The sequence below is a fragment of the Burkholderia sp. AU30198 genome, from assembly GCF_020419825.1.
Classification (GTDB): domain Bacteria; phylum Pseudomonadota; class Gammaproteobacteria; order Burkholderiales; family Burkholderiaceae; genus Burkholderia.
On sequence record NZ_JAIZSA010000030.1, the window covers coordinates 1 to 24482 of the forward strand.

22 protein-coding genes are annotated in these 24482 nt (G+C 68.4%); 7 read left to right on the forward strand and 15 right to left on the reverse strand.

What is annotated here, in order from left to right; all coding sequences use genetic code 11:
• Positions 1 to 174: 174 nt before the first annotated feature.
• The 4 genes from LGN19_RS37450 to argS all read right to left on the reverse strand — a co-directional run bounded on the left by LGN19_RS37450 (position 175) and on the right by argS (position 4505).
• A complete protein-coding gene (locus LGN19_RS37450) occupies positions 175 to 948 on the reverse strand; it encodes an SDR family oxidoreductase (protein WP_174961712.1) in 774 nt (257 codons plus the stop codon).
• Between the two features lie 19 nt (positions 949 to 967).
• Positions 968 to 1606 carry a thiol:disulfide interchange protein DsbA/DsbL gene (locus tag LGN19_RS37455; protein ID WP_011353364.1) on the reverse strand — a complete coding sequence of 213 codons (639 nt, stop codon included), beginning with the start codon at positions 1604 to 1606 and terminating at the stop codon, positions 968 to 970.
• Positions 1607 to 1675: 69 nt separating this feature from the next.
• Positions 1676 to 2617 carry an SPOR domain-containing protein gene (locus tag LGN19_RS37460; RefSeq protein WP_226220020.1) on the reverse strand — a complete coding sequence of 314 codons (942 nt, stop codon included), beginning with the start codon at positions 2615 to 2617 and terminating at the stop codon, positions 1676 to 1678.
• A gap of 106 nt (positions 2618 to 2723) precedes the next feature.
• A complete protein-coding gene (gene argS / locus LGN19_RS37465) occupies positions 2724 to 4505 on the reverse strand; it encodes an arginine--tRNA ligase (RefSeq protein ID WP_174961707.1) in 1782 nt (593 codons plus the stop codon).
• Positions 4506 to 4705: 200 nt separating this feature from the next.
• Between argS and LGN19_RS37470 the strand changes: the two genes are divergently transcribed.
• The gene (locus LGN19_RS37470) at positions 4706 to 5029 is read left to right on the forward strand and encodes a DUF1840 domain-containing protein (protein ID WP_011353361.1); all 324 of its coding nucleotides are present in this window, start codon (positions 4706 to 4708) and stop codon (positions 5027 to 5029) included.
• 92 nt (positions 5030 to 5121) lie between these two features.
• Here the strand turns inward: LGN19_RS37470 and metH are convergent, their stop codons facing one another.
• The 5 genes from metH to LGN19_RS37495 all read right to left on the reverse strand — a co-directional run bounded on the left by metH (position 5122) and on the right by LGN19_RS37495 (position 11932).
• Complete coding sequence (gene metH / locus LGN19_RS37475) at positions 5122 to 7839, reverse strand: methionine synthase (RefSeq protein ID WP_226220021.1); 2718 nt, start codon at positions 7837 to 7839, stop codon at positions 5122 to 5124.
• A 41-nt stretch (positions 7840 to 7880) separates the two neighbouring features.
• A complete protein-coding gene (locus LGN19_RS37480) occupies positions 7881 to 8948 on the reverse strand; it encodes a homocysteine S-methyltransferase family protein (RefSeq protein ID WP_043187112.1) in 1068 nt (355 codons plus the stop codon).
• Positions 8949 to 9148: 200 nt separating this feature from the next.
• Positions 9149 to 9406 carry a DUF3567 domain-containing protein gene (locus LGN19_RS37485; protein ID WP_006477667.1) on the reverse strand — a complete coding sequence of 86 codons (258 nt, stop codon included), beginning with the start codon at positions 9404 to 9406 and terminating at the stop codon, positions 9149 to 9151.
• 254 nt (positions 9407 to 9660) lie between these two features.
• The gene (locus LGN19_RS37490) at positions 9661 to 10947 is read right to left on the reverse strand and encodes a DUF3108 domain-containing protein (RefSeq protein ID WP_226220022.1); all 1287 of its coding nucleotides are present in this window, start codon (positions 10945 to 10947) and stop codon (positions 9661 to 9663) included.
• Between the two features lie 118 nt (positions 10948 to 11065).
• Positions 11066 to 11932, reverse strand: a complete 867-nt coding sequence (locus LGN19_RS37495) for an IclR family transcriptional regulator (protein ID WP_164462630.1) — start codon at positions 11930 to 11932, stop codon at positions 11066 to 11068.
• A 154-nt stretch (positions 11933 to 12086) separates the two neighbouring features.
• Here LGN19_RS37495 and LGN19_RS37500 point away from each other — a divergent pair, with 154 nt between their 5' ends.
• From LGN19_RS37500 to rfaE2, 6 genes are all read left to right on the forward strand, one after another.
• Positions 12087 to 13079, forward strand: coding sequence for a fumarylacetoacetate hydrolase family protein (locus LGN19_RS37500; RefSeq protein WP_122946375.1), 993 nt, complete (start codon positions 12087 to 12089; stop codon positions 13077 to 13079).
• A 128-nt stretch (positions 13080 to 13207) separates the two neighbouring features.
• Positions 13208 to 14035, forward strand: coding sequence for an enoyl-CoA hydratase/isomerase family protein (locus tag LGN19_RS37505; RefSeq protein WP_122946374.1), 828 nt, complete (start codon positions 13208 to 13210; stop codon positions 14033 to 14035).
• A gap of 88 nt (positions 14036 to 14123) precedes the next feature.
• On the forward strand, positions 14124 to 14894 hold the full coding sequence (locus LGN19_RS37510; RefSeq protein ID WP_226220023.1) for a PhaM family polyhydroxyalkanoate granule multifunctional regulatory protein: 771 nt from the start codon (positions 14124 to 14126) through the stop codon (positions 14892 to 14894).
• Positions 14895 to 14918: 24 nt separating this feature from the next.
• Positions 14919 to 16145, forward strand: coding sequence for a patatin-like phospholipase family protein (locus LGN19_RS37515; RefSeq protein ID WP_226220024.1), 1227 nt, complete (start codon positions 14919 to 14921; stop codon positions 16143 to 16145).
• A 464-nt stretch (positions 16146 to 16609) separates the two neighbouring features.
• Positions 16610 to 17488, forward strand: a complete 879-nt coding sequence (locus LGN19_RS37520) for a diiron oxygenase (protein ID WP_011353352.1) — start codon at positions 16610 to 16612, stop codon at positions 17486 to 17488.
• A 161-nt stretch (positions 17489 to 17649) separates the two neighbouring features.
• Positions 17650 to 18135, forward strand: coding sequence for a D-glycero-beta-D-manno-heptose 1-phosphate adenylyltransferase (gene rfaE2, locus LGN19_RS37525; protein WP_039346335.1), 486 nt, complete (start codon positions 17650 to 17652; stop codon positions 18133 to 18135).
• A gap of 16 nt (positions 18136 to 18151) precedes the next feature.
• Here the strand turns inward: rfaE2 and LGN19_RS37530 are convergent, their stop codons facing one another.
• The 6 genes from LGN19_RS37530 to LGN19_RS37555 form a co-directional block, all read right to left on the reverse strand.
• The gene (locus tag LGN19_RS37530) at positions 18152 to 18394 is read right to left on the reverse strand and encodes a hypothetical protein (protein WP_043187421.1); all 243 of its coding nucleotides are present in this window, start codon (positions 18392 to 18394) and stop codon (positions 18152 to 18154) included.
• A gap of 206 nt (positions 18395 to 18600) precedes the next feature.
• On the reverse strand, positions 18601 to 19401 hold the full coding sequence (locus LGN19_RS37535; RefSeq protein WP_226220025.1) for a type III pantothenate kinase: 801 nt from the start codon (positions 19399 to 19401) through the stop codon (positions 18601 to 18603).
• The gene (locus LGN19_RS37540) at positions 19398 to 20318 is read right to left on the reverse strand and encodes a biotin--[acetyl-CoA-carboxylase] ligase (RefSeq protein ID WP_226220026.1); all 921 of its coding nucleotides are present in this window, start codon (positions 20316 to 20318) and stop codon (positions 19398 to 19400) included. Before LGN19_RS37540 ends, LGN19_RS37535 begins: the two co-directional genes overlap by 4 nt.
• Positions 20319 to 20427: 109 nt before the next feature.
• Positions 20428 to 20973: a hypothetical protein gene (locus LGN19_RS37545; protein ID WP_226220027.1), complete on the reverse strand. Its 546-nt coding sequence runs from the start codon at positions 20971 to 20973 to the stop codon at positions 20428 to 20430.
• A 222-nt stretch (positions 20974 to 21195) separates the two neighbouring features.
• Entirely contained in the window at positions 21196 to 22041 is an 846-nt protein-coding gene (locus tag LGN19_RS37550; protein WP_226220028.1) for a tetratricopeptide repeat protein, read from the reverse strand.
• Positions 22042 to 22049: 8 nt separating this feature from the next.
• Positions 22050 to 24119 carry a bifunctional 2',3'-cyclic-nucleotide 2'-phosphodiesterase/3'-nucleotidase gene (locus tag LGN19_RS37555; RefSeq protein ID WP_122946367.1) on the reverse strand — a complete coding sequence of 690 codons (2070 nt, stop codon included), beginning with the start codon at positions 24117 to 24119 and terminating at the stop codon, positions 22050 to 22052.
• Positions 24120 to 24482: the final 363 nt, after the last annotated feature.

Consider the following 24482-nt stretch of genomic DNA (forward strand, 5'->3'; position numbering starts at 1 on the left):
GAGACGGAGAGACGGAGAGACGGAGAGACGGAGAGACGGAGAGACGGAGAGACGGAGAGACGGAGAGACGGAGAGACGGAGAGACGGAGAGACGGAGAGACGGAGAGACGGAGAGACGGAGAGACGGAGAGACGGCCCGCGAAGCTTCGCGCGGGCCGGCGGCTCGCCGGAGCGTCAGTGCGCCCCGGCCTTCGGCTTGCGCGGCGCCTTCTCGAACAGGCGGTCGTACAGCCAGCGCGGCAGCACGTGCAGCACCTTCGCGACGACGCCCATCTGCCACGGAATCACGCGGAACGCGTGCTGCCGCGCGATCGCCTGGGCCGCACGCGCGGCGAAGCGGTCGGCGTCCATCAGGAACGGCATCCGGTACGGGTTGTGTGCGGTCATCGGCGTGCGGATGTAGCCGGGCGCGATCGTCACGACGCCGACGCCGGCCGGCCGCAGCTCGACGCGCAGCGCTTCGAGGTACTTGATCGCGGCCGATTTCGACGCGCTGTACGCGCCGGAGCCGGGTAGGCCGCGCACGCCGGCGACGCTCGCGACACCGACCAGCGTGCCATGGCGCGTGGCCGTCATCGGGCCGACGAACGGCTCGAACGTCGCGACCATCCCGTAGTAGTTGATGTCCATCACGTTGCGGAACGTCGCGAGATCGCCCTGGCCCGTGACGGCGCCCTGGCTGATGCCCGCGTTTGCGATCACGACGTCGGGACAGCCGTGCGCCGCGATGAACGACGCGGCGGCCGTCGCGAGCGCGTCGGCGTCGCGCACGTCGGCGGAATAGACGGAGATGGACAGCTTCGGGAAGCGTCGCGCGAACGCATCGAGGGCATCGGTGCGTCGCGCGACGAGTGCGAGCGTGGCGCCCTGGCGGGCGTATTCCTCGGCCATCGCGAGGCCGAGGCCGCTCGATGCGCCGGTGATGAAGACCTTCAGCGGATTAGTCATGCCGGCGCGCGGGCGGGGATCAGAGCTTCTTGTCCTGAACCTGCTTCACGAGGAAGTCCAGCACCTGGGCGGTGCCCGGGATGCTGTTCGCGTAAGCGGGGCCCGTCTTGTACTTGCCCTGGACGACGACCGTCGGCACGCCGTCGATCGCGTAGTCCTTCAGCAGCTTGGCCGACTGGTTCACTTCGCCCTGCACGCTGAACGAGTTGTACGCGTCCATGAACTGCTTCTTGTCGACGCCCTGCGTGGCCAGGAAGTCGGCCTGCGCCTGCGGCGTCAGCAGGTAGTTCTTCTGCTTGTGGATCGCGTTGAAGATCGCCGGCGTGACCTTCTCGGAGATGCCGAGCGCGGACACCGCGTAGAACAGCTTCGAGTGCGGGACGAAATCGTCACGGAATGCGACCGGGACGCGCTTGAAGTCGATGTTGTTGCCCTGCTTCTTCACCCAGGCCTCGATCGTCGGCTCGAATTCGTAGCAGTGCGGGCAGCCGTACCAGAAGAACTCGATCACCTCGACCTTGCCGGCCGGCGCGGACACCGGCTGCGGCGACTTCATCACCTCGAAGTCCTTGCCGGCGACCGGCGCGGCGGGCGAAGCCTGCGCGAGACCGGCGGCCAGGCCCAGGGACAGAAGGAGCGTGCTAAGCAGTTTTTTCATGTTGTGAACGTCGAATCAGTTGCTCGGGTTACGGAACGTAACGGGTTCTGAGTGGGCTCGGCCGGTTGCTTACTGCTTCGTGAAACGAATCACCGCCGTGTCGACACCTGCATCGGACAGGCGCTGGCGGGCCGAGTTCATCTCCTCGAATTTCGAGAACGGGCCGACGCGTACGCGGAAATAGGTCACGCCGCTGACATCGCGCTTCGACACCTTCGACTCGAAGCCCTGGAAGCCGAGGCGCGCGCGCTGCTGCTCGGCGTCGCCTTCCGTCTTGTACGCGCCCACCTGCAGGAAGTAGCCGGTATTCGCGTCGTTCGCGGTCGGCGGCTTCGCTGCCGCGGCGGTCGTGGCCGACGAGGTCGGCTTCGGCGTGTTCGCGGCCAGTTGCTGCTGTTGCTGCTTTTGCGCGGCGGCTTGCTGGGCTTGCTTCTGCGCGGCGAAGCGCGCGAGGTCGTCCTCGCCGCCGGGCTGCTGCTGCTGCGGCGGGTGCTGTTGCTGCGCTTGCTGCGTCTTCTTCGGCGGCGGCGTGGTGTCGGCCGGCTTCGGCGCGACGGCGACGCCGTTGCCCGACGACGGATTGTTGTTGTTCGACGACGGGTTGTTCGACGCGGTCGTGCCGTTCGAGCTGCCGGTATTGTTCGAGCCGCTCGACCCGTTGGCCGACGGTGGCACTTCGACGATCTGCGGTTCGGGCAGCAGGCCGCCCTGGGTCTGGTTCGCGGCCTGGCCGGGCGCGGTGTTCGGCGGCGCGGGCTGCGCGGCCTGCGGTACCGGCTGGCCGGGCGTCTTGCCCTGCAGCGCGCGGTTCGGATCGAACTGCTGCGGCTGGCTCGCGCCGTTGTCGGCCGGCGGCGGCGCGACCTTCGACACGAACGGCGACGGCGAACGCGTGATGTAGAGCGCCACCACCACGGCGATCGCGAGGCCGACGATCAGGCCCAGCACGATTCCAAGAAATGTCCCTCCGGCTTGTTTCGATTGCTTCGAAGTTCGGCGTGGTTGTGCCATTGCTTGAGTCACCTGCAAAAAGAATCGTGAAAAGGCCGCGGCGGGCACCCGACGACGGGCGCGCCTGCCGCAGCCATTCGCTGCCCGGTTCGGGCCGCTTGCTGCGTTACATCTTGGCGGGCGCGGACACGCCGAGCACCGCCAGGCCATTCTCGAGCACCTGCCGGGTCGCGGCGAGGAGCGCGGCGCGCGCATTGCGCGGTGCTTCATCGTCGACCAGCACGCGCTCCGCATTGTAGAACGAGTGGAATTCGCCAGCGAGGTCGCGCAGGTAGAACGCGACTGCGTGCGGCGCCAGCTCGTTGGCCGCGTGCGTGAGCATGTCCGGGTACTCGGCCAGCTTCTGCATCAGCGACGCCGCTTGCGCGCTCGTCAGCTGCGACAGGTCCGCGCCCGGCAGCTGCGCGACGTCGACGTTGTAGCGCGATTTCAGCTCGTTGAGCACCGAGCAGATCCGCGCATGCGCGTACTGGACGTAATAGACCGGGTTTTCGTCGTTCTGTTTCAGCGCGAGGTCGATGTCGAACACGAACTCGGTATCGGCCTTGCGCGAGATCAGGAAGAAGCGCACCGCGTCACGGCCGCGCGTGATGGTCGCTTCGTCGATCAGGTCGGGCGCCGCTTCCTGGCCCGCCGCCGCGCCACCCGACCATTCGATCAGGTCGCGCACCGTCACGTAGCTGCCCGCGCGCTTCGAGATCTTCACTTCCTGGCCGTCGCGCATCACGGTGACCATCTTGTGCAGCACGTAGTCGGGGTAGCCCTTCGGGATTCCGATGTGCAGCCCCTGCAGGCCGGCGCGCACGCGCGCGATCGTGCCGTGGTGGTCCGAGCCCTGGATGTTGATCACCTTCGTGAAGCCGCGCTCCCACTTCGTCACGTGGTACGCGACGTCCGGCACGAAGTACGTGTACGTGCCGTCCGACTTGCGCATCACGCGATCCTTGTCGTCGCCTTCGTCGGTCGTGCGCAGCCACAGCGCGCCGTCCTGCTCGTAGGTCATGCCGGCCTTGATCAGCGCGTCGACCGTCTTCTCGACGCGGCCTTCGCTGTACAGCGACGACTCGAGGTAGTACTGGTCGAACTTCACGCCGAACGCCTGCAGGTCCATGTCCTGCTCGCGACGCAGGTACGTGACCGCGAACTTGCGGATCGCGTCGAGATCCTCGACGTCGCCCGTGCCCTTGACCGGCTCGCCGTCCGACGCGGCGACCGTTTCGCCGTTCAGGAAGTCGCGCGCGATGTCGGCGATGTATTCGCCGTTGTACGCGGCTTCCGGCCAGCCCGCGTCGCCCGGCTTCAGGCCGCGTGCGCGCGCCTGCGTCGAGATCGCGAGGTTGCCGATCTGCACGCCCGCGTCGTTGTAGTAAAACTCGCGGTGCACCGCGTAGCCCTGGCTCGCGATCACGTTCGCGAGCACGTCGCCGAGCGCGGCCTGGCGGCCGTGGCCGACGTGCAGCGGGCCGGTCGGGTTGGCCGACACGAATTCGAGCAACACTTGCTTGCCTTTCTCGCGATCCGACGTGCCGAACGCGCGGCCCTGGTCGAACACGGCGGCGATCACCGCCTGCTTCGCGGCGGCCGACAGGCGCAGGTTGATGAAGCCGGGGCCGGCGATCTCGGCGGCTTCGACGAGGCCCTGCGCGCCCGGCTGGGCGGTGAGAGCGGCGACGATCTGCTCGGCGAGCTGGCGCGGGTTCGTGCCGAGCGGCTTTGCGAGCTGCATCGCGACGTTGCACGCGACGTCGCCGTGCGCGGCGACCTTCGGGCGCTCCAGCGTGATGGCGGGGGCGACGAACGCCGCGTCGGCGCCTTTCAGCGCGTGTGCGACCTGCTTGACGCTATCCGCGAGCAGGGCTTCGAGGGTCTGTTTGTGTGCTGGCAGCATGCTGGTAGAAGGCTTCGTTGGTGGTGGCCGGAAACGCCGGGCCGCCGGCGCGCTTTTTAAGCGCGCGTTTCAGGGATCGCAGAATTTTAACAGGTGCTAATATGCCGCTCAGGCGGCCCGTGTCCGCGAGGCCGGACGCCGGTCTGCCGGCGTTCCCCAACCGCGCTGCGCAGGCACAACAAGATGAAAAGGGAATTGTCATGATTACGTTCAAGAGCAAGGCGGCACAGGATCTCGACGTGCTGAAGGATTTCGCCGTGTATGTGCTGGGTCTCGTCGGCAAGCAGCTGGGCGAGCGCGGTGTGATTACGCACGACGAGCTGGACCACGCGATCGCCAAGCTGGAAGGCGCGGTCGCGCAGGCGAAGCAGGAACGCGCCGAGCACGCCGGCCATTTCCACGAGGACGAAGCCGACCACGCGCACCACGAAGTGCCGCCGAGCCTGGCACAGCGCGTCGCGCCGTTCCTCACGATGCTGCGCGAAGCGAAAGCCGGCGAAGCCGACGTGCACTGGGGTTTCTGAGCTTCCTTGCCCGGCAGCATGAAAGGTTAGTAAGACAAGAAAAAGCCCGCTTTCGAGCGGGCTTTTTATTTTGTCTGATAAAAACTGGGCTATCAGAGCTGCGGCGCGAGCGCGCGGCGCGCGTCGTCGAGCGACAGCGCCATGCGCTGCGCGTAGTCCTCGAGCTGATCCTGCCCGATTTTGCCGACCGAGAAATACGTGCTGTCCGGATGCGCGAGATAGAAGCCCGACACGCTCGCGGCCGGCAGCATCGCCAGCGAGTCGGTCACGCTCATGCCGATCTCGTCCGCGCGCAGCACGTCGAACATGTCGCGCTTCACGAGGTGGTCGGGGCAGGCCGGGTAGCCGGGCGCCGGGCGGATGCCCGCGTACTTTTCCGCGATCAGCGCTTCGTTGTCGAGCGTTTCACCGCTTGCGTAGCCCCACAGCTCGCGCCGCACGCGGGCGTGCATCGCTTCCGCGAAGGCTTCCGCGCAGCGGTCGGCGAGCGCCTTCAGCATGATCGCGCTGTAGTCGTCGTGGTCGGCTTCGAACTGCTTTTCCTTCACGTCGACGCCGAGGCCGGCCGTCACCGCGAACATCCCGATGTAGTCGGCGACGCCCGATTCCTTCGGCGCGATGAAATCGGCGAGCGAGCGGTTCGGCCGCATCACGCCGTCGACCACCGGGCGTACGCTCTGCTGGCGCAGGTTGCGCCACGTGAGCAGCACTTCCGAGCGCGACTCGTCGCTGTAGATCTCGATGTCGTCGTCGTTGACGGTATTCGCCGGCAGCAGCGAGAGCACGCCGCTCGCGGTCAGCCAGCGGCCCTGGATCAGGCGCGCGAGCATCGATTTCGCGTCGGAGAACACGCGCCGCGCCGATTCGCCGACGATCTCGTCGTTCAGGATCGCCGGGTACGGGCCCGCGAGATCCCAGGTCTGGAAGAACGGGCCCCAGTCGATGTACTGCGCGAGCTCGTTCAGGTCGTAGTTCTTGAACACGCGGCGGCCGATGAACTTCGGCTTCACCGGCTGGTAGCCGGCCCAGTCGACCTTGGTCTTGTTCGCGCGCGCCTCGGCGAGCGTGACCATCGGCTGCGCCTTGCGGTTCGCGTGCTGGTCGCGGATCCGTTCGTAGTCGGACTTCAGCTCGTCGAGGTACTTCGTCGCGCCTTCGTCGGACAGCAGGCTGGAGGCGACCGACACCGAGCGCGACGCGTCCGGCACGTAGACCACCGGGCCTTCGTAGTGCGGCGCGATCTTCACGGCCGTGTGTACGCGCGACGTCGTTGCGCCGCCGATCAGCAGCGGGATCTTCTTCACGCGGAAGTAGTCGTCGCGCTGCATTTCGGATGCAACGTAGGCCATTTCCTCGAGGCTCGGCGTGATGAGGCCCGACAGCCCGATGATGTCCGCGCCCTCGACCTTCGCCTTCGCGAGGATCTCGTTGCACGGGACCATCACGCCCATGTTGACGACTTCGAAGTTGTTGCACTGGAGCACGACCGACACGATGTTCTTGCCGATGTCGTGCACGTCGCCCTTCACGGTCGCGATGACGATCTTGCCCTTCGCGCGCACGTCGCCGCCCGCTTCCGCGAGCAGGCGCTTTTCTTCCTCGATGAACGGGATCAGGTGCGCGACCGCCTGCTTCATCACGCGCGCCGATTTCACCACCTGCGGCAGGAACATCTTGCCCTGGCCGAACAGGTCGCCGACGATGTTCATCCCGTCCATCAGCGGCCCTTCGATCACGTTGATCGGGCGGCCACCGGCCGCGGCGATCTTCGCGCGCACTTCCTCGGTATCCTCGACGATGAAGTTCGTGATGCCGTGCACGAGCGCATGCGAGAGCCGCTTCTCGACCGGCTGGTTGCGCCACTCGAGGTTCTCTTCCTTCTTCGCGCCCCCAGCCTTGAACTTGTCGGCGATCTCGAGCAGGCGGTCGGTCGAATCGTCGCGGCGGTTCAGGATCACGTCCTCGACACGCTCGCGCAGCTCCGCGTCGAGATCGGCGTACACGCCGAGCTGGCCCGCGTTGACGATGCCCATGTCCATCCCCGCCTGGATCGCGTGGTACAGGAACACGGTGTGGATCGCCTCGCGCACCGGGTCGTTGCCGCGGAACGAGAACGACACGTTCGACACGCCGCCGCTCACCTTCGCGTACGGCAGGTTCTGCTTGATCCAGCGGGTCGCCTCGATGAAGTCGACCGCGTAGTTGTTGTGTTCCTCGATGCCGGTCGCGACCGCGAAGATGTTCGGGTCGAAGATGATGTCTTCCGGCGGGAAGCCGACTTCGTTCACGAGGAAGTCGTACGAGCGCTTGCAGATCTCGGTCTTGCGCGCGTAGGTGTCTGCCTGGCCGGTTTCGTCGAACGCCATCACGACGGCCGCCGCGCCGTAGCGGCGGATCAGGTTCGCGTGGTGGCGGAATGCATCCTCGCCTTCCTTCAGCGAGATCGAGTTCACGATCGCCTTGCCCTGCACGCACTTCAGGCCCGCCTCGATCACTTCCCACTTCGACGAGTCGATCATGATCGGCACGCGCGCGATGTCCGGCTCCGATGCGATGAGATTCAGGAAGCGCACCATCGCCGCCTTCGAATCGAGCATCGCCTCGTCCATGTTGATGTCGATCACCTGCGCGCCGTTCTCGACCTGCTGGCGCGCGACCGCGAGCGCCTCGTCGAACTGGCCGTTGAGGATCATGCGCGCGAACGCTTTCGAGCCGGTGACGTTGGTGCGCTCACCGACGTTGATGAAGAGCGTTCCGGGCGTGACGTTGAACGGCTCGAGGCCGGCGAGGCGCATCATGTGATCGGTCATGGCGGTGCGAATTCTGGTGATGAAGGGCGGGGGCGGTCGGGTCAGGCGTTGTCGCTGTACTGGTTCGGCCAGCGGCGCGGCTTCACGTCGGCGAGCGCCTTCGCGATCTCGGCGATGTGTTCGGGCGTCGTGCCGCAGCAGCCGCCCGCGAGGTTCACGAGCCCGGCTTGCGCGAATTCCTTCAGGAGACCCGACGTGACGTCCGGCGTCTCGTCGAAGCCCGTCTCGGCCATCGGGTTCGGCAGGCCCGCGTTCGGGTAGCACGACACGTAGGTGTCGCACAGCTTCGCGAGCTCGGCGATGTACGGGCGCATCAGCGCCGCGCCGAGCGCGCAGTTCAGGCCGAACGTAAGCGGCTTCGCGTGGCGCAGCGAATTCCAGAACGCCTCGACCGTCTGGCCCGACAGGATCCGGCCGGACGCATCGGTGACGGTGCCCGAGATCATGATCGGCAGGCGCTCGCCGGTGTCCTCGAACAGCTCGTCGAGCGCGAACAGCGCAGCCTTCGCGTTCAGCGTGTCGAAGATAGTCTCGACGAGGAACAGGTCGACGCCGCCGTCGAGCAGCGCCTTCGCCTGCTGGTAGTACGACGTGCGCAGCTCGTCGAACGTGACGTTGCGTGCGCCCGGATCGTTGACGTCCGGCGAGATGCTGGCCGTCTTCGGCGTCGGCCCGATCGCGCCCGCGACGAAGCGCGGTTTGTCGGGCGTCGCGTATTTTTCGGCCGCTTCGCGTGCGAGCTTCGCCGATTCGATGTTCATCTCGACGACGAGATCTTCCATCTCGTAGTCGGACTGCGCGACGGTCGTCGCGCCGAACGTGTTGGTCTCGACGATGTCGGCGCCGGCCGCGAAGTACTGGTCGTGGATCTCGCGGATGATCTGCGGCTGCGTGATCGACAGCAGCTCGTTGTTGCCCTTGATGTCGCGCGCGAAATCCTTGAAGCGCTCGCCGCGATACGCGGCTTCGTCGAGCTTGTAGCGCTGGATCATCGTGCCCATCGCGCCGTCGAGGATCAGGATGCGCGATTTCAGCAGCGCAGGCAGAGCGGCGCCGCGCGTGTAGGGCGCGTCGAGCGGGACGGAAGCGGCGAGAGGAGTCGCAGACATGGGCGAAGGACCGGCGAAGACGGGAAAACCGTCATTGTAGCCGGTGCGCATGGGGCCCGCCCGGCCTTGCGCCGCGCCGGCCGGCCGCCAAATGAAAACCCCCGCCGGCGAACCGGGCGGGGGCATGGTCGGAGTGCTCGCGGCGCCGCGTCGGTGCGCGGCGAATGGCCCGGCCGCGCGAGGCGCCGGGCCGCGGGTCGTCAGTGCAGCACGACGGGCATCATCATCAGGCTGTCGAATTGTCCGAGGAATTCGTCGACTTCGTCGAGCGACGGTTCATCCTCGATCAGCTGCTTCACGTGCGCGCGGAATCGTTCGGCAAGTTCGCCGTCGATGAAGATTTCGCGCTGCGCGTTCTTGTCGACGATTTCGTATCCGCCGGCATTCATCAGGTGGTGGCCGGCCTGCGGCGCGAATTCGACGACGCAGTAGTTGGGGCTGTTGTAGATCATTTGCATGGCGGCACTCCTCTTCGCAGTGGCATCTGGCCTTGTTGTCCCCTAGGTGGGGCAAGCCTTGCCGGTTTCAAGGGGCTTGCGCTGCACACCCCGTTCCCGTTTGCGTGGGGTGTATCGGTTAGAAGCCGATGTCTATGAAACGTTTCCTATTGTCTGCCGGTGGACTGAAATAGTTGTTAAAGAGTGTCATCGGCGATTTCAAGGAAATCTGTAATCGGTCGAAATTGCCGAATCGCGCGCGTTCGCGCGTGAGTTCACTGTGTGACAGGCGGTGTGACAGGCGATGGTGCGGGCGGTGCAGCCGGTTGTGCCGGCGGTTGCACGGTGGCCGCTGGTTCGGGTTGTGCCGATTCCGTGGCGGGCGCGGCCGATGCGTCGGGCGTCGGTGCACCGGCGGGCGCAGGCGTGGCGCCGCCTGCCGGTTCCGCGTCGGACGGTGCGTCCGGCGCCGCGAGCCGGCCATGCCACAACAGCTCGATCTGCGCGCCGTTCGGTTCGGACTGCACGAGCCGCGCGGGCAGCCAGCCGAGCGACGGCGCGAGCCACATGTCGATGCGGCGTGTGTCGCCGTCGCGCCGCGGCAGGCGCATGAAGTGCCGCGCGCCGATGATGCCGGTCTGCGTCTGCACCTGCTCGTCGCCGATCACGGTGATCGGCCAGGTCTCGCCGCTGTTGTTGTCGATCACGAAGAACTGCTGCGTGACGCCCGGCTTGTATGCGGCGGGATTGCCGCGCACGAGCCCCGACAACTGCATCAGCATGCTGAAGCGGTCCTGCACGCCATCGGGCAGCGGCGCGTTGTTCGGCGTGCGCGTGAACACGACCTGCCGGATCTCGCGGTTGAAGATCGCGATGTCTTCCGGCCGCTTGCCGCGCTTCTCGACATAGCGGTCGGGCGCGACGCCGAACGCGTCGATGCGGCCTTCGCTGCGATAGGTGAACGGGCCGACGAACGGCACGGGCATCGATACCGACAGGTCGTAGGTACGCCCGTCGGTGCGCCAGCGGATCGTGCCGATCATGTTCTGCATGCCGTTGTAGAACGTGTCGTACTGCAGGTCGCCGGACGGCGGCGCGGCGAACTTCACGCCGTTCGTCGCGGGGCCCGGCGTCGCGGCGCTGGCGGCGCCGGCAGCCGACGCGGCTTGCGCGCCCGATGCGCCCGGCACGCCACTCGCTGCGGACGCCGCGGCCGGCGGCTCGCCGTGCTCGGCCGTTTGCGTCGACGTGAGGACCGGCTCAGGCGCCGGTGCGGGTTTCGGTGCGGCGGCTTTCGGGGCGGCCGGTGCGGGCGCGGCCGGCTGCTCGACCGGCTTCGGCGCAGGCGGTGCGGGCTGGCGCTCGATCGGTCGCGGTTTCAGCAGCTCGATCTGCACAGGGACGTCGGCGGGCTCGGGCGGCGTGAACGCGTCGCGGTTGCGCATCAGCCAGAACGCGGCGAGCACGTGCAGCACCAGCACGACGACGAGCGCTATGCCCACGCGCAGCCAGTGGCGGGGCAAGGCATGACTCGGACGGAGATCGGCAGGCTGCATGGGCATCGGAACAGGATCGGGGCGCTCGCGTGACGTCGGGCGCGCAGCGCGCGCCACAGGAATCGGACTGTCGAATGCGCCGCGCGTTCGCGCTGCGTGACGGGTCGGGGCCGGTGCCGGTGCGTCAGGCGTCGCGCGCGTCGGGACTATAGCCGAGTTCGTAAGACAGTTTCTGCGCGCAGGCGCGCAGCGCCGTGTCGATTTCGCCGCCCCATGCAATGTCGAACGAGCCTTCCTGGCCGAGCGCGACGATCGCGAGCGCGAGTTCGCCGACCGCATCGAACACGGGCATGCAGAACGCGTGGATCGTCGGCAGCAGCATCCCCTCGACGCGTGCGGCCTCGTGCTGGCGCACGTCGGCGAGCACCGTGTCGACCTCGTCGAGCGTGCGCGGGCCGCCGTGGTGCGGCGAGCGGCGCGTATCGGCAAGTTCGCGCTCGAGCATCGCGGCGGTCTTGCTGCGCGGCAGGTACGCGGCGAACAGCAGCCCCGTCGCGGAGCCGAGCAGCGGCATCACGTCGCCGAGCTTCAGCGACGCCTTCGCCGGGTGGCTCGATTCCATCCAGTGCACGATCGTCGGCCCCTGGTTGCCCCATACGGCGATGCCGACCGTCTGGTCGAGGCGGTCGCGGAATTCGGTCAGCGCGATCCGCGCGAGCTTCACGCCGTCGACGCGCGCGAGCCGCGCAAGCCCCATCTGCAGCGCGAAGCCGCCGAGTTCGTAGCGGCCCGAGACGGGATCCTGCGACACTACGCCGAGCCGCGAGAAGCTGACCAGGTAGCGGTGCGCCTTCGCAGGACTCATGCCCGCGCGTTGCGCGAGGTCGCGCAGCATCATCGCGCGCGGCTCGCTCGTCAGCACGTCGAGCAGGCGGAAGCCGACCTCGATCGACTGGATGCCGGAACGGACCTTCTCGCCGTGCTCGCCGGAAGCGGCGTCATCGGTGTCGGAGTCGGCGAGATCGTCGTCGGGAAGCGGGCTGGCAGGCATGGGCGGCAGGTGTGCGAAAAGGCGGCAGGAAGCGGGTTGAAAACCGGGCTGATAAACCGGGCCGAAAACGGCGCGCACAATCGCGGCGCGCCGCAGGGATTCACCATCGTAAAATAGATTCCCTCCATCGTCACTACAACGCCAGAGTCCCCCTATGAAACTTGCTTCGCTGAAGGACGGCACGCGCGACGGCCAGCTGATCGTCGTGTCGCGCGACCTGCATACCGCGGCAATCGCCGACGCGATCGCGCCGACGCTGCAGCGCGTCCTCGACGACTGGGCGTTCTACGCGCCGCAGCTGCGCGACCTGTACGACGCGCTGAACCACGGCCGCGCGCGCAATTCGTTCGCGTTCGATCCGGCCAACTGCATGGCGCCGCTGCCGCGCGCGTTCCAGTGGGCCGACGGCTCCGCGTACGTGAACCACGTCGAGCTCGTGCGCCGCGCGCGCGGCGCGGAGATGCCGCCCGAATTCTGGACCGACCCGCTGATGTACCAGGGCGGCAGCGACGATTTTCTTGGGGCCCGCGACGACGTCGTGTGCCCGTCCGAGGAGTGGGGCATCGATTTCGAGGCGGAAGTCGCGGTGATCACCGGCGACGTGCGGATGAGCGCGTCGCCCGACGAAGCGCTGAAGGCCGTGCGGCTCGTCACGCTCGTGAACGACGTGTCGCTGCGCAACCTGATTCCGGCCGAACTCGCGAAGGGCTTCGGCTTCTTCCAGAGCAAGCCGGCCACCGCGTTCGCGCCGGTCGCCGTGACGCCCGACGAGCTCGGCGACGAATGGCGCGAAGGCCGCGTGCACCGGCCGATGATCGTTCACTGGAACGGCAAGAAGGTCGGCCAGCCCGATGCGGGCACCGACATGGTGTTCCACTTCGGCCAACTGGTCGCGCACGCGGCGAAGACGCGCAACCTGCGCGCCGGCTCGATCGTCGGCTCCGGCACGGTGTCGAACAAGGACGCGAAGCGCGGCTACTGCTGCATCGCCGAGAAACGCTGCCTCGAGACGATCGAGCACGGCGCGCCGCAGACCGAATTCATGCGCTACGGCGATACCGTGCGTATCGAGATGTTCGACGCGGCCGGCAAGTCGATCTTCGGCGCGATCGAGCAGTCGGTCGCCCCGCCCGACGGCGCGGCGTAAGCCACGCGGCGCTCCGCTTTTGCGAAACCCGGGCCCGGCCCGCGCGCCGGGTTTCGCCTGATGTTTGCCCGCGCGGGCTTGGCTACACTCGATTCAGGGGTTCGAGAACCTCGAGCAAGGAGCAGCGCATGGCCAATCTCGCCGCGTACGGCGGTTACGAAGCACTGAAGGTGACGCGCCGCGACCACGGCGTGCTCGACATCGTGATGAGCGGCGAGGGCGCGAACCGCAGCGGCCTCGCGACCGCGAATGCGCGCATGCATCGCGAGCTCGCCGACATCTGGCGCGACGTCGACCGCGATCCCGACACGCGCGTCGCTGTGATCCGCGGCGAAGGCAAGGGCTTCTCCGCGGGCGGCGATCTCGCGCTCGTCGAGGACATGGCGAACGACTTCGACGTGCGCGCCCGCGTGTGGCGCGAGGCGCGCGACCTCGTCTACAACGTGATCAACTGCAGCAAGCCGATCGTGTCGGCGATGCATGGCCCGGCCGTCGGCGCGGGGCTCGTCGCCGGGCTGCTCGCCGACATCTCGATCGCCGCGAAGGATGCGCGAATAATCGACGGCCACACGCGGCTCGGCGTCGCGGCCGGCGACCACGCGGCGATCGTGTGGCCGCTGCTGTGCGGGATGGCGAAGGCGAAGTACTACCTGCTGCTGTGCGAGCCCGTGAGTGGCGAGGAGGCCGAGCGGATCGGGCTGGTCTCGCTCGCGGTCGAGCCGGCCGACCTGCTGCCGAAGGCCTACGAAGTGGCCGAGCGGCTCGCGCACGGTTCGCAGTCGGCGATCCGCTGGACCAAGTACGCATTGAACAACTGGCTGCGCACGGCCGGGCCGACCTTCGATACGTCGCTTGCGCTCGAATTCATGGGTTTTTCCGGGCCCGACGTGCAGGAAGGGATCCGCTCGCTGCGCGAGCGGCGCCCGCCCGCGTTCCCCGGCGACGCGCCGTTCTGACACGCGCTGGCGCTATGATCGATCCAGGCGCGGCTCGCGCGACGCATGGCGGCCGCCTCGCTCTCACCCAGTCAACCAGGATGCCCGTATGACAACCGATGCCTCCGGCTCCAACCCTTTCGCCGGCTTTGCCGGCTTCAAGCCCGCCGACATGATGGACCGCATGTGGGACATGATGCGGATGTCGCCGTTCGGCGGGATGACGTCGTTTCCAGGTGCCACGCAAGGGCTGCCGCCGTCGCTGTCGAGCATGTCCGACATGATGGCGCCGCTCACGAGCGTCGAGGAGCTCGACAAGCGGATCACCGATCTGCGCGCCGTCGAGCAGTGGCTGAAGCTCAATCTCGGGATGCTGCAGTCCGCGATCCAGGCGCTCGAGGTGCAGCGCGCGACGCTCGCGACGCTGCGTGCGTTCGGCGCGTTCGCGCAGAGCTCGATGTCGGCGGCCGAGGAAGCGGCCGTCGCGGCCGCGCATGCGGCCAAACACGCGTCGCCGGCGCCGGATGCCGACGCTGCGGCGTCCGCCGCCGATGCATCGGCAGGCGACGCCGCGCAGCAGGCTTTCGATCCCTCCGGCTGGTGGAACTTGCTGCAGTCGCAGTTCAACCAGCTCGCGAGCCTTGCGATGGCGCAGCCCGGCATGCAGCCCGCCGCGCCGGGCGATGCGCCGCCGGACACGGCCGCGCCGCCGGAACATGCTGCTCCGCCGACGCAGGCCGCGAAGCCGGCGCCGGCCGCTGCCGCGCCGCGCAAGCCCGCCGCGAAGCGCGCGAAGCCGGCCGGCGCGGCCGGTTCGGCCGCGGCGCGCGCGGCAGCCGCTTCGTCGCCCGAAACCCGTCCGCCGAAGCGTTCGACGTGACGCGGCGCAGGTAGCAGGTCGATCATGCGGCTCGCGCTCGTTCTGATGGGAGGCGGCGCACGTGCCGCCTATCAGGTCGGCGTGCTGAACGCGCTGGCCGAGATCGCGCGCGAGGCCGATCCGCAGCGGCACACGCTGCCGTTCGCGATCGTGTGCGGCTCGTCGGCCGGCGCGATCAACGCGACGTCGATCGCGAGCCACGCAGACGACTTTTCCCACGGTGTGCGGCGGCTGCTCGAATTCTGGGAGCCGTTGCGCGCCGACTACGTGTATCGCACCGACTGGCTCGGCATCGCGGCCGCCGGCGCGCGCTGGCTCGCGACGATGACCTTCGGCTGGGCGGCGCGCCGCTCGCCGCGCGGGTTGCTCGACAACACGCCGCTCGCGCACCTGCTGCAGCGCGAGCTGAGTTTCCACCGGATCGAGCAGATGCTCGAGGCGCGCCTGCTGCACGCGCTTGCGATCACCGCGCTGAGCTATTCGAGCGGCCGGCACCTGACGTTCTACCAGGCGGCGCAGCCGATCCAGGCGTGGCGGCGCGCGCAGCGCACCGCGCGGCTCGTCGACCTGTCGGCGTCACACCTGCTCGCGTCGTCGGCGATTCCGTTCGTGTTCCCGGCCGTGCCGCTCGTGCTCGACGGGCAGATCGAATACTTCGGCGACGGCTCGATCCGGCAGATCGCACCGCTGTCGCCGGCGATCCACTTCGGCGCCGACCGGATCGTCGTGGTCGGCGCGGCTGACCCGCGACCCGAGATTCCGGCCGCGAACGGCAACGGGCGGGTACGCGGCTACCCGACGCTCGCGCAGATCGGCCAGCAGGTGCTCGCGAGCGTGTTCCTCGACTCGATCGGCTCGGACATTGAGCGCATCGAGCACATCAACCGGATGATCGAGCACCTGCCGCACCAGGTCGAGGTGGACAGCGGCTGGCGGCACGTCGACGTGCTCGCGATCGCGCCGTCCGAGCGGATCGAGCTGATCGCCGCGAAGCACCTGAAGCAGATGCCGGCGACGATGCGCGGGCTGCTCGGCGCGATCGGCGGCAGCCAGCCGGCCGGCGCGTCGTTCGCGAGCTACCTGCTGTTCGAGGAGGCGTTCACGCGCGAACTGATCGAGCTCGGCTACCGCGACGGGCGCGCGCAGCGCGACACGCTGGCCGGCTGGATTGCGGTGGCGGATGGCGGCAGCGCGCCGGCCGCCGGCATGCCGCCGGAAGACGGCCTCGCGACCGGAAAAATACGGGTCTGATGCGTACAGGGCAATGTAAGGTTGCGTTTTCGCGACGGTCGGCCGCGACCGATCGTCGCACCGCGATTGGCGGCGCACGACCGGGCAGGCGTCTCGGAACCGTCATGCACGCGTGATATCATGGCCGCCGCCGTATACACCATATCGAGCAGCCCACCGATCCGGCATCCGCACGGGACCTTTCGGGGAACCCGCCTGGGGCAGGGGACGGGCGCGCCAACGAGCCGGCCAGCGCCGGCCCCCACTCAGGCAAGCGCGGCCGGCTCCGTCCGAACGGAGCGGGCTGCGGCATGCCAACGGCGGCGACGCGGCCGCCCGGCTGCCGGACGAGGAATCACCGTCCGGCGGGCCGGTTTCCCGCGTAAAATTAGAGTCTTGGCTGCAAAAAGCGCGCTCGGGCGTGCTTGCGCGGCAACAGTCACGTTTAGAGAAGTCGCATTGCGCAGAACAGGGGTGGGACCATCATGAACACGATGCTTTATCCGGAACTTTACCGATCGCTCGAAGCCGTCCGCTGGGACATGGAGAAGGACATTCCGTGGGACAAGTTCGACGCTTCGCTGCTCACCGACGAGCAGGCGAAGACGATCAAGATGAACGCGATCACCGAATGGTCGGCGCTGCCCGCGACGGAAATGTTCCTGCGCGACAACCAGCACGACAGCGACTTTTCCGCGTTCATGAGCGTGTGGTTCTTTGAAGAGCAGAAGCATTCGCTCGTGCTGATGGAATACCTGCGCCGCTTCAAGCCGGAAATGGTGCCGACCGAAGAGGAACTGCACGCGGTGCGCTTCCAGTTCGATCCGGCGCCGCCGCTCGAGACGCTGATGCTGCACTTCTGCGGCGAGATCCGCCTGAACCACTGGTACCGCTGCGCGGCCGACTGGCACACCGAGCCGGTCATCAAGCAGATCTACGAAACGATCTCGCGCGATGAAGCGCGCCACGGCGGCGCGTACCTGCGCTACATGAAGAAGGCGCTGAACAACTGCGGCGACGTCGCACGTGCCGCGTTCGCGAAGATCGGCGTGCTGATGGCGTCGGCGCGCCGCACCGAGAAGCCGCTGCACCCGACCAACCTGCACGTGAACCAGGCGCTGTTCCCGCGCGACACCGTGCAGTCGCGCCTGCCCGATCCGGAATGGCTCGAGCGCTGGCTCGACGAGCAGATCCGTTTCGACGGCGAATGGGAAAAGAAGGTCGTCGAGCGGATCCTGCACAACCTGTCGATCCTGTTCGAGCGCACGTTCGCGACCGCGCAGGAACTGAACCGCTACCGCAAGGAAGTCACCGGCCGCCTGCAGGCCGAAAGCGGCCCGTCGTCGGCCGCGCAACCGGCCTGAGGCCGGCTGGCGTGCCGGGGCCGGCCTGATTCACGCCGGCCGCGCGCGCCGCTTCGCCGCTGCCCCATGAAGCCCGCTCGGTGCGCCCGGCGGGCTTTTTCGTTTCCGGCGCGACCGCTCCACGTCGCTCTACGCACTGCTCATTCGATCCGACCTTCATCATGTCCGCCACTTTCGAACGCAAGCTGATCACCCGCGACGCCCTCGTCGCCCTGCGCGCCACGCTGCCGTCGCCCGTCGTGTTCACCAACGGCGTGTTCGACATCCTGCATCGCGGCCACGTCACCTATCTCGCCGACGCGAAAGCGCTCGGCGCATGCCTGATCGTCGGGGTGAACAGCGACGCGTCGGTACGCATGCTCGGCAAGGGCGACGACCGGCCGATCAATCGCGAGGAAGATCGCGCGGCGCTGCTCGCGGCGCTGGAAAGCGTCGACTGGGTCGTGACGTTCGAGGAAAAGACGCCGGTGTCGCTGATCGAGGCCGTCCGGCCGGACATTCTCGTGAAGGGCGGCGACTACGACATGGATGCGTTGCCGGAATCGGCGCTGGTGCGCGGCTGGGGCGGCCGTGCGCTGGCGATTCCGTTCGAGCATGATCGCTCGACCACCGCATTGCTGAAGAAGGTGCGCGCGCAGCAGTCCTGAGCGCGGCCCGGCGCCGTCAGGGCGCGGACGCCGCGAGCGGCTCGGCCGTGACGGCCGGCGGCGCGATCGGCCCGCCGATGACCGGCTGGTCGGTGGCCTGTGCGAGCGGCGTCACGCGCAGCGCATCGGGCCGTACCTGCCGCGCCAGCACGCCGGGTTCGCGCGGGCCGGCCGCCGGCAGCGGCCCGAACACGCCGCGTGCCACCACGAACGCAAGCATGTTGGCGAGAAAGAGAACAGCGATCAGCCAGCGCAGCATCGTCGACACTCCTCGTCGTCATTGACGTGGTTCACGTCATTGAATCGGGCCGGCCGCATGGCCGGCTTTTTCGTTCCTTCCCGTTCGTTCCGTTGACCGTGTGCGCGGGCTGTCGTCGTGGCGTCGCCCGTTCTTCACCGTCTTCGTGACGCAGGCCCGCGTGGGCTTGTGTCACCGTGCGCCGGCGCGATGCCGGTGCCTTTCCGTCACTCCTGCGCTGCTGTTGCGGTTGCCGCTTCCGCGGCGATCAGTGCGAGCCCGGACAGGATCAGTGCATCGTGCCGCGTATGCGGGAGCGTCAGCGCACGCGCGACGTCGTCCGCCGCGCCGCCGGCCAGCACGAGCCGCACGGGCGCCTGCCACGCATCGCCAAGATCGCGCCACGCGCGTTCGATCAGCCCGGCCTGCGCGTACAGGCAGCCGGCCGACAGCGAACGCGGCGTATCGACCTGGAACGGTTCGGCCTGCGCACCCGCGAGCAATCCGCTCGCGATGTCGGTGGTCAGCGTCGGCAACTGCGCGGTATGCGTGCCGAGCGCGCGCATCATCAGTGCCCAGCCGGGCGCGATCAGCCCGCCCGTGAAGCGGCCGTCCGCGCGCAGCGCCTCGAGCGTCGTCGCGGTGCCGAACGTCGCGATCAGCAGGTGCTCGCCCGGAAACGCCGCGTGCGCGCCGATCAGGCCGGCCCAGCGGTCGCTGCCGAGCTGGTCGGGCGTCGTATAGCCGTTCGTCACGCCGCATTGCGTCTGGCGCGAGCGTATCGTCGTGCGCGGCAGGCCCGGCCAGCGCGCGTCGAGCAGCGCGTCGAGCCGGGCGGCCACGTCGGCGCCCGCGACGTTCGAGATCCACGCGCCGCGCGGACGCGGCAGGGTCGACCAGTCGGGATCGGCGCCGCCTTCGCGCGCGTGGCCGAATGCGCCCGTCTCGACGAGCGTGCGCTGCGCATCGGCGAGCGCCCACTTGATCCGGCTGTTGCCGGCGTCGATCAGCAGGTGCGGCTCGTTCATTGCGCTTCGCGCAGCGACACGTCGCCGGCGGCGATCGCTTGCACACCGTCCGGCGTGTCGAGCAGCAGCTGGCCGGTCGCGTCGATGCCCGTCGCGATGCCGCGTACGCGTTCGACGCCTTGTTCGAGCAGCACGACTTCGCGCCCCGCGTACGCGTGCAGCGCGTGCCAGCGCGGCAGGAACGGCGCGAGCCCTTCGGCGCCGAACTGCGCGAGCGCGGGCGTGAGCGCGTTCAGCGAGGCGGCGAGCGTATCGGTGAGGTTGGCCGATGCACACGCGATCGACAGCGCAGCGGGCGGCAGCCCGCTCGCGAGCGTCGCTTCGCGCGCGCGCAGCGCGTCGACCTGCGCGGCGACGGCTTCCGCGCCGCGCACGTTGATGCCGAAGCCGATCACGACGGCGGTGGCGTCGGCGCTGGTCCACGCGGTTTCGATCAGGATCCCGGCGAGCTTGCCGACGATGCGCGGCATGCCGTCGTCGGTGGCCGTCAGCAGCAGGTCGTTCGGCCATTTGAGCGCGACGCGCGTATGGGCGTCGAGCGGCAGCGTGGCCAGCCCTTCGGCGAGCGCCACGCCGATCGCGATGCTGAGGCCGCCGAGTGTGTCGACGGGGCGCGGCACGATGCAGCCGACCGAGCACAGCAGCGCATTGCCGGGCTGCGCGAACCACGGGCGGCCCTGCCGGCCGCGGCCGGCCGTCTGCTCGAACGCGACGCGCACGAGCGGCGCGGGCAGCGCGTTCGCGGTGCGCGGCAGCGCCTTGAGCCGGGTGGCGACGTCGGCGTTGGTCGAGCCGGTGGCGGCGACGATGTCGAGCGGCCACGCACGCGGCGCGGCGTCCAGGTGCGCCTCGAGCCGGTTGCGCGCGATGTGTGCGTCGCCGGAATCGGGCGTGTCGGAGGAGGTGGGGGCGTTCATGGCGCCTATTGTAGCGACAGGGGGCGATGGCGCGCGTCGGGCGACACGCGCGACTGGCAGGGCGGCGCGCGGCCGCCCGCATGCGAACGGCGCCGCAGCGCCGCACCGCTCAATGCCTTTCCATCCGCTCCAGCGCCTTGATGTCTTCCTCGGACGTCATTTCGCAGGCGAGCAGCGTCTTGCCCTTCAGCGCCGGGCCCTGGCGGGCCGACACGAGGATCAGCGCACCGCCCGGGCCGCGGACCGTCAGCCGGCGCGAATAGCCGACTGACGACGCGCCCAGCAGGTGGCCCTTCTCGAGGGTGAGCTGGTAGCGTTTCGCGAGCTGGTCGGCGACTTCGCCGTCCACGAGCACGCCGATCCCGGTACTGACGAACACGACCTGCTGCGTCGTGAAGCCGTCGCGGTGGATCGGCTCCGGCAGGCGATAGACCGCGGCACCCAGCATCGACTCGTCCGGTTTCGGATCGGCCGCCTTGGCGGTGTTGTAGATCGAGTCCATCAGGTCCGACGTGAACGGTGGCTTGCACAGCGCGGCGTTGAAGATGTCGGGCTGGGCGGGCGGCGCGGCGAGTGCGGTGAGCGGCGCGCCGGCAATGACAAGGGCGACGGCGCCGACGGCAGCGGCACCAAGCCTGGAAAGGCGATGGGACATGGATGCAGTTCTCTCAGGTTTTATTGTGAGGCTGCATGGTAATGCATTGCCGCGTGTCGAACGATCGACGCGGAGCGGCCGGATCGTGGCAATGCAACAGGCGCGCACGTCCGCGCCCCGCGATCGATTCCGTTGCCGGGTGATCGATGCGCGGGGCGTCGGGGCACGCACGTCATGCAGCCGGTGTGATGCCGGTGCGTGCGCGTGTGTGCGGACGAACCGTTACGGCGCGACCACCGGGTGCTTCAGCGCATGCGCGGTTTCGATCCACTGCGCGTGGAATTCGTCCGCGTCGGGCTTGAGCCCGAGTTCGCCGTTGCGATAGGCCATCGCAAGCGTCTGCACGGCTTCCGGCAGCTCGTGCTCGGCGGCGCGGCGATACAGCGCCAGCGCGCGCGCCTCGTCGCGCGGCACGCCGCTGCCTTCGCGGTACGCGTTCGCGAGCATGAAGTCCGCAGCCGGGATGTCCGCGCGCGACGCGATCTCGAACCAGTGCGCGGCCTGCACCGGATCGGCGGCGATGCCGTAGCCGCTGCGATAGATCAGCCCGAGGTAATACGCGGCGGCCGGGTCGCCCTGCGCGGCCGCTTCGCCGAGCAGCGTGCGTGCGCGTGCGTAGTCCTTCGGCATGTCGCTGCTGCCGAGCAGCAACGCCTTGCCGAGCGCGAGCTGCGCACGCCGGGCGGCCGGCGCGTCGGCCTTGCTGTCTGCCGTCGCGGCCGTTTCCAGCCAGCCGCGCCCCTCGTCGCGTAGCCCCGGTTCGCGCGCGTCGGCGAGCGCGATGCCGAGCGCCGCCTGCGCGTCGCCCGAGCCGCGCCGTGCCAGCGTGCGCAACTGCGCGAGCGCGTGCGGCTCGGTGGCCTGCGTAACCATCGCCTGCCACTCGTCGAGCTGCGCGGCGCTCGGCGCAGGGCCGGCACCGCGCAGGCCCGCTGCTGCGACGACGGCCGCGACGGTCACGGCCGCCGCCGCGAGCAGCGCGGCCGGCGGGAGCTTCGCGCGCAGCACGCGCCGCGCGGCAGCGGCGAGGCCGGTTTCGGCCGGCCGTATCGTCCGGATCGGTTGCATCGCGGGTCTCATTGGGTGAGGTCGATTTCGTAGGTGGCGAGGTTCTTGCCCGAGCCGTCGTCGGCCACGACCTGCGTGATGCCGGTCAGGCCGGCCGCCGCCGCGTCGCCGAGGCGGTTCGGCGCGGACGCGAACTGCACGTGCGCGACCGAGCTCGCGAGCTTCGTGAAGCGCCAGCTGCGCTGCGCGCCGTCGGCCGCGCGGGTGATCTTGCCGCGCTGCTTCACGAACGCGATCAGCACGTCACGGTTCGCATCGGGCGACGCGAAGATCGTCTTGCTGCCGTCGAGGCCCGGGAAGTTGCCGCCGCCGCTCGCGCGGTAGTTGTTGGTCGCGACGATGAACTGCGCGTTCGGGTCGATCGGCGCGCCCTTGTACGTCAGGTTCTTGATCCGGCTGCCGACCGCCTGCGTGACGTCGATTTCATACGCGAGATCGGCCGACGTGAACATGTCGAAGTTGTAGCCGGGGAAGGTGCTGACGAGCGGCTGCACGGTCGCCTTGGTCGGGTCGATGCGGTTGAAGCGCTTCGCGGCGGTTTCGAGCCAGTTCTTCACGTCGGCGCCGCTCACCTTCACCGCGTACACGGTGTTCGGGTACAGGTACAGGTCGGCCGCGTTGTTGATCGCGAGCGCGCCCGGCGCGACGTCGGTGTAGTCGGTGCCGCCGCCGAAGCCGCTCTTGAACGGTGCGCTGACCGACAGCACCGGCAGCGACGCGTATTGCGGCAGGTTCGCCTGCACGTAGGTCTTCACGTAGTCGGCCTGCGCCTCGTTGACGATCTGGATCGCGCCCGGATCGCCGACATCGGCGAAGTACGAGTTCATCCGGTAGTCGGTCGAGCCGATCGGCGTTTTCACGTAGTCGATCGTCGCCTGGTGTTCGGCGGCGATCGCGGCGGACACGGACGGATCGGCCGCGACGTAGCTCTTGTCGGCGTTCTGGATTGCCCGCGCCTCGACGGTCGTCAGCGACTTGTCGACGCCCCACGCCTTGCCGTCGAACTTCAGGCCGAGCTTGATCACGCCGAGGTGCTTGCCCCAGTAGTTGGCCATCACGGTCGGCACGCCGTTGACGGTGCCCTTGACCTTGTCGACACCCGGCAGGTTGAACTGCGACACGGTGCTGTTCGCGTCCGGGAACACCTGGTGCGAGTGGCCGATCAGCATCGCGTCGATGCCCGGCACCTTCGACAGCCACCAGCTGCCGTTCTCCATCGTCGGCGAATACGCGGAATTGTCGAGGCCGCCGTGCGAGATCGCGACGATGAGATCGGCGCCCTTCGCGCGCATCTCGGGGATGTACTTCTCCGCGGCTTCCTTCAGGCCGGTCGTGTAGACCTTGCCGTCGAGCCAGCGCTTGTCCCAGTTCATGATCGCGGGCGGCGTGAAGCCGATGATGCCGATCTTCACGGGCGCGCTGACCGTCTTGCCGTCCGGCGTCGTCGCGGTCACGGTGCGGGTCAGGATCGTGTACGGCGTGAACAGCGGCGCGTTGGTCTTCGCGCTGATCACGTTCGCGAGCACCTGCGGGAAGTTCGGGCCCGCGCACTTCTTCTGCTGGGCCGGCGTCGGCAGGCCGTCGACCTCGAACGTGTTGCCGGTCACCTGCGACAGGTACGGCAGCCCGTAGTTGAATTCGTGGTTGCCGATCCCGCCACCGTCGAATTTCGCGGCGTTCATCACCTTGTAGATCGCGAGCGTCTGGTCGCAGCCGATCGGCTTCACGAGCGCCTGGTAGTCCGACAGCGCGGTGCCCTGGATCGTGTCGCCGTTGTCGAGCAGCAGCGTGTTCGGATACTGCGCGCGCGCCTGCGCGATCAGCGTCGACACGCGTTCGAAGCCGAGCGAATTGTCGGCGGCGAGCTTGAAATAGTCATACGACAGCACGTTGGTGTGCAGGTCGGTCGTCTCGAGCAGGGCGAGCGTGGCCGTCGTGCCGACGGGCGCCTGGGCCGCCGGCGGCGTCACCGGCGGCGAGGTGACGTCGTCGCCGCCGCAGGCGGCGAGGATGAACGCAAGGCTGGCGAGCGCGGCGATGGCCGGCACGCGACGGCGGGAAAGCAGGGGGAGACGCATCGGTTGTCCTGTTCGGTGTTCTGTTTTATGAAATGCGAGTACGCAACGAATGGCGGCGCGGGGCGCCGACGGCCTGATGTGCGGCGCGTGAGAGTATCGAAAGGAAACGTGACGGAAGAATGAAAGGTGGTGAAGCCGATGAAAGGTGATGACGCCGGCAACGGCAGGGGCGGCGGCTTCCACACGCATCCCGGTGCGGGGGACTTGGCCAGACGCTCTAAGCCAGACGTCCCAAGCCAGGCGCCCCAAGCCAGACGCCCCAAGCCAGACGCCCCAAGCCAGACGCCCCAAGCCAGACGCCCCAAGCCAGACGCCCCAAGCCAAACGCCCCAAGCCAAACGCTCCAAGCCAGACGCCCCAAGC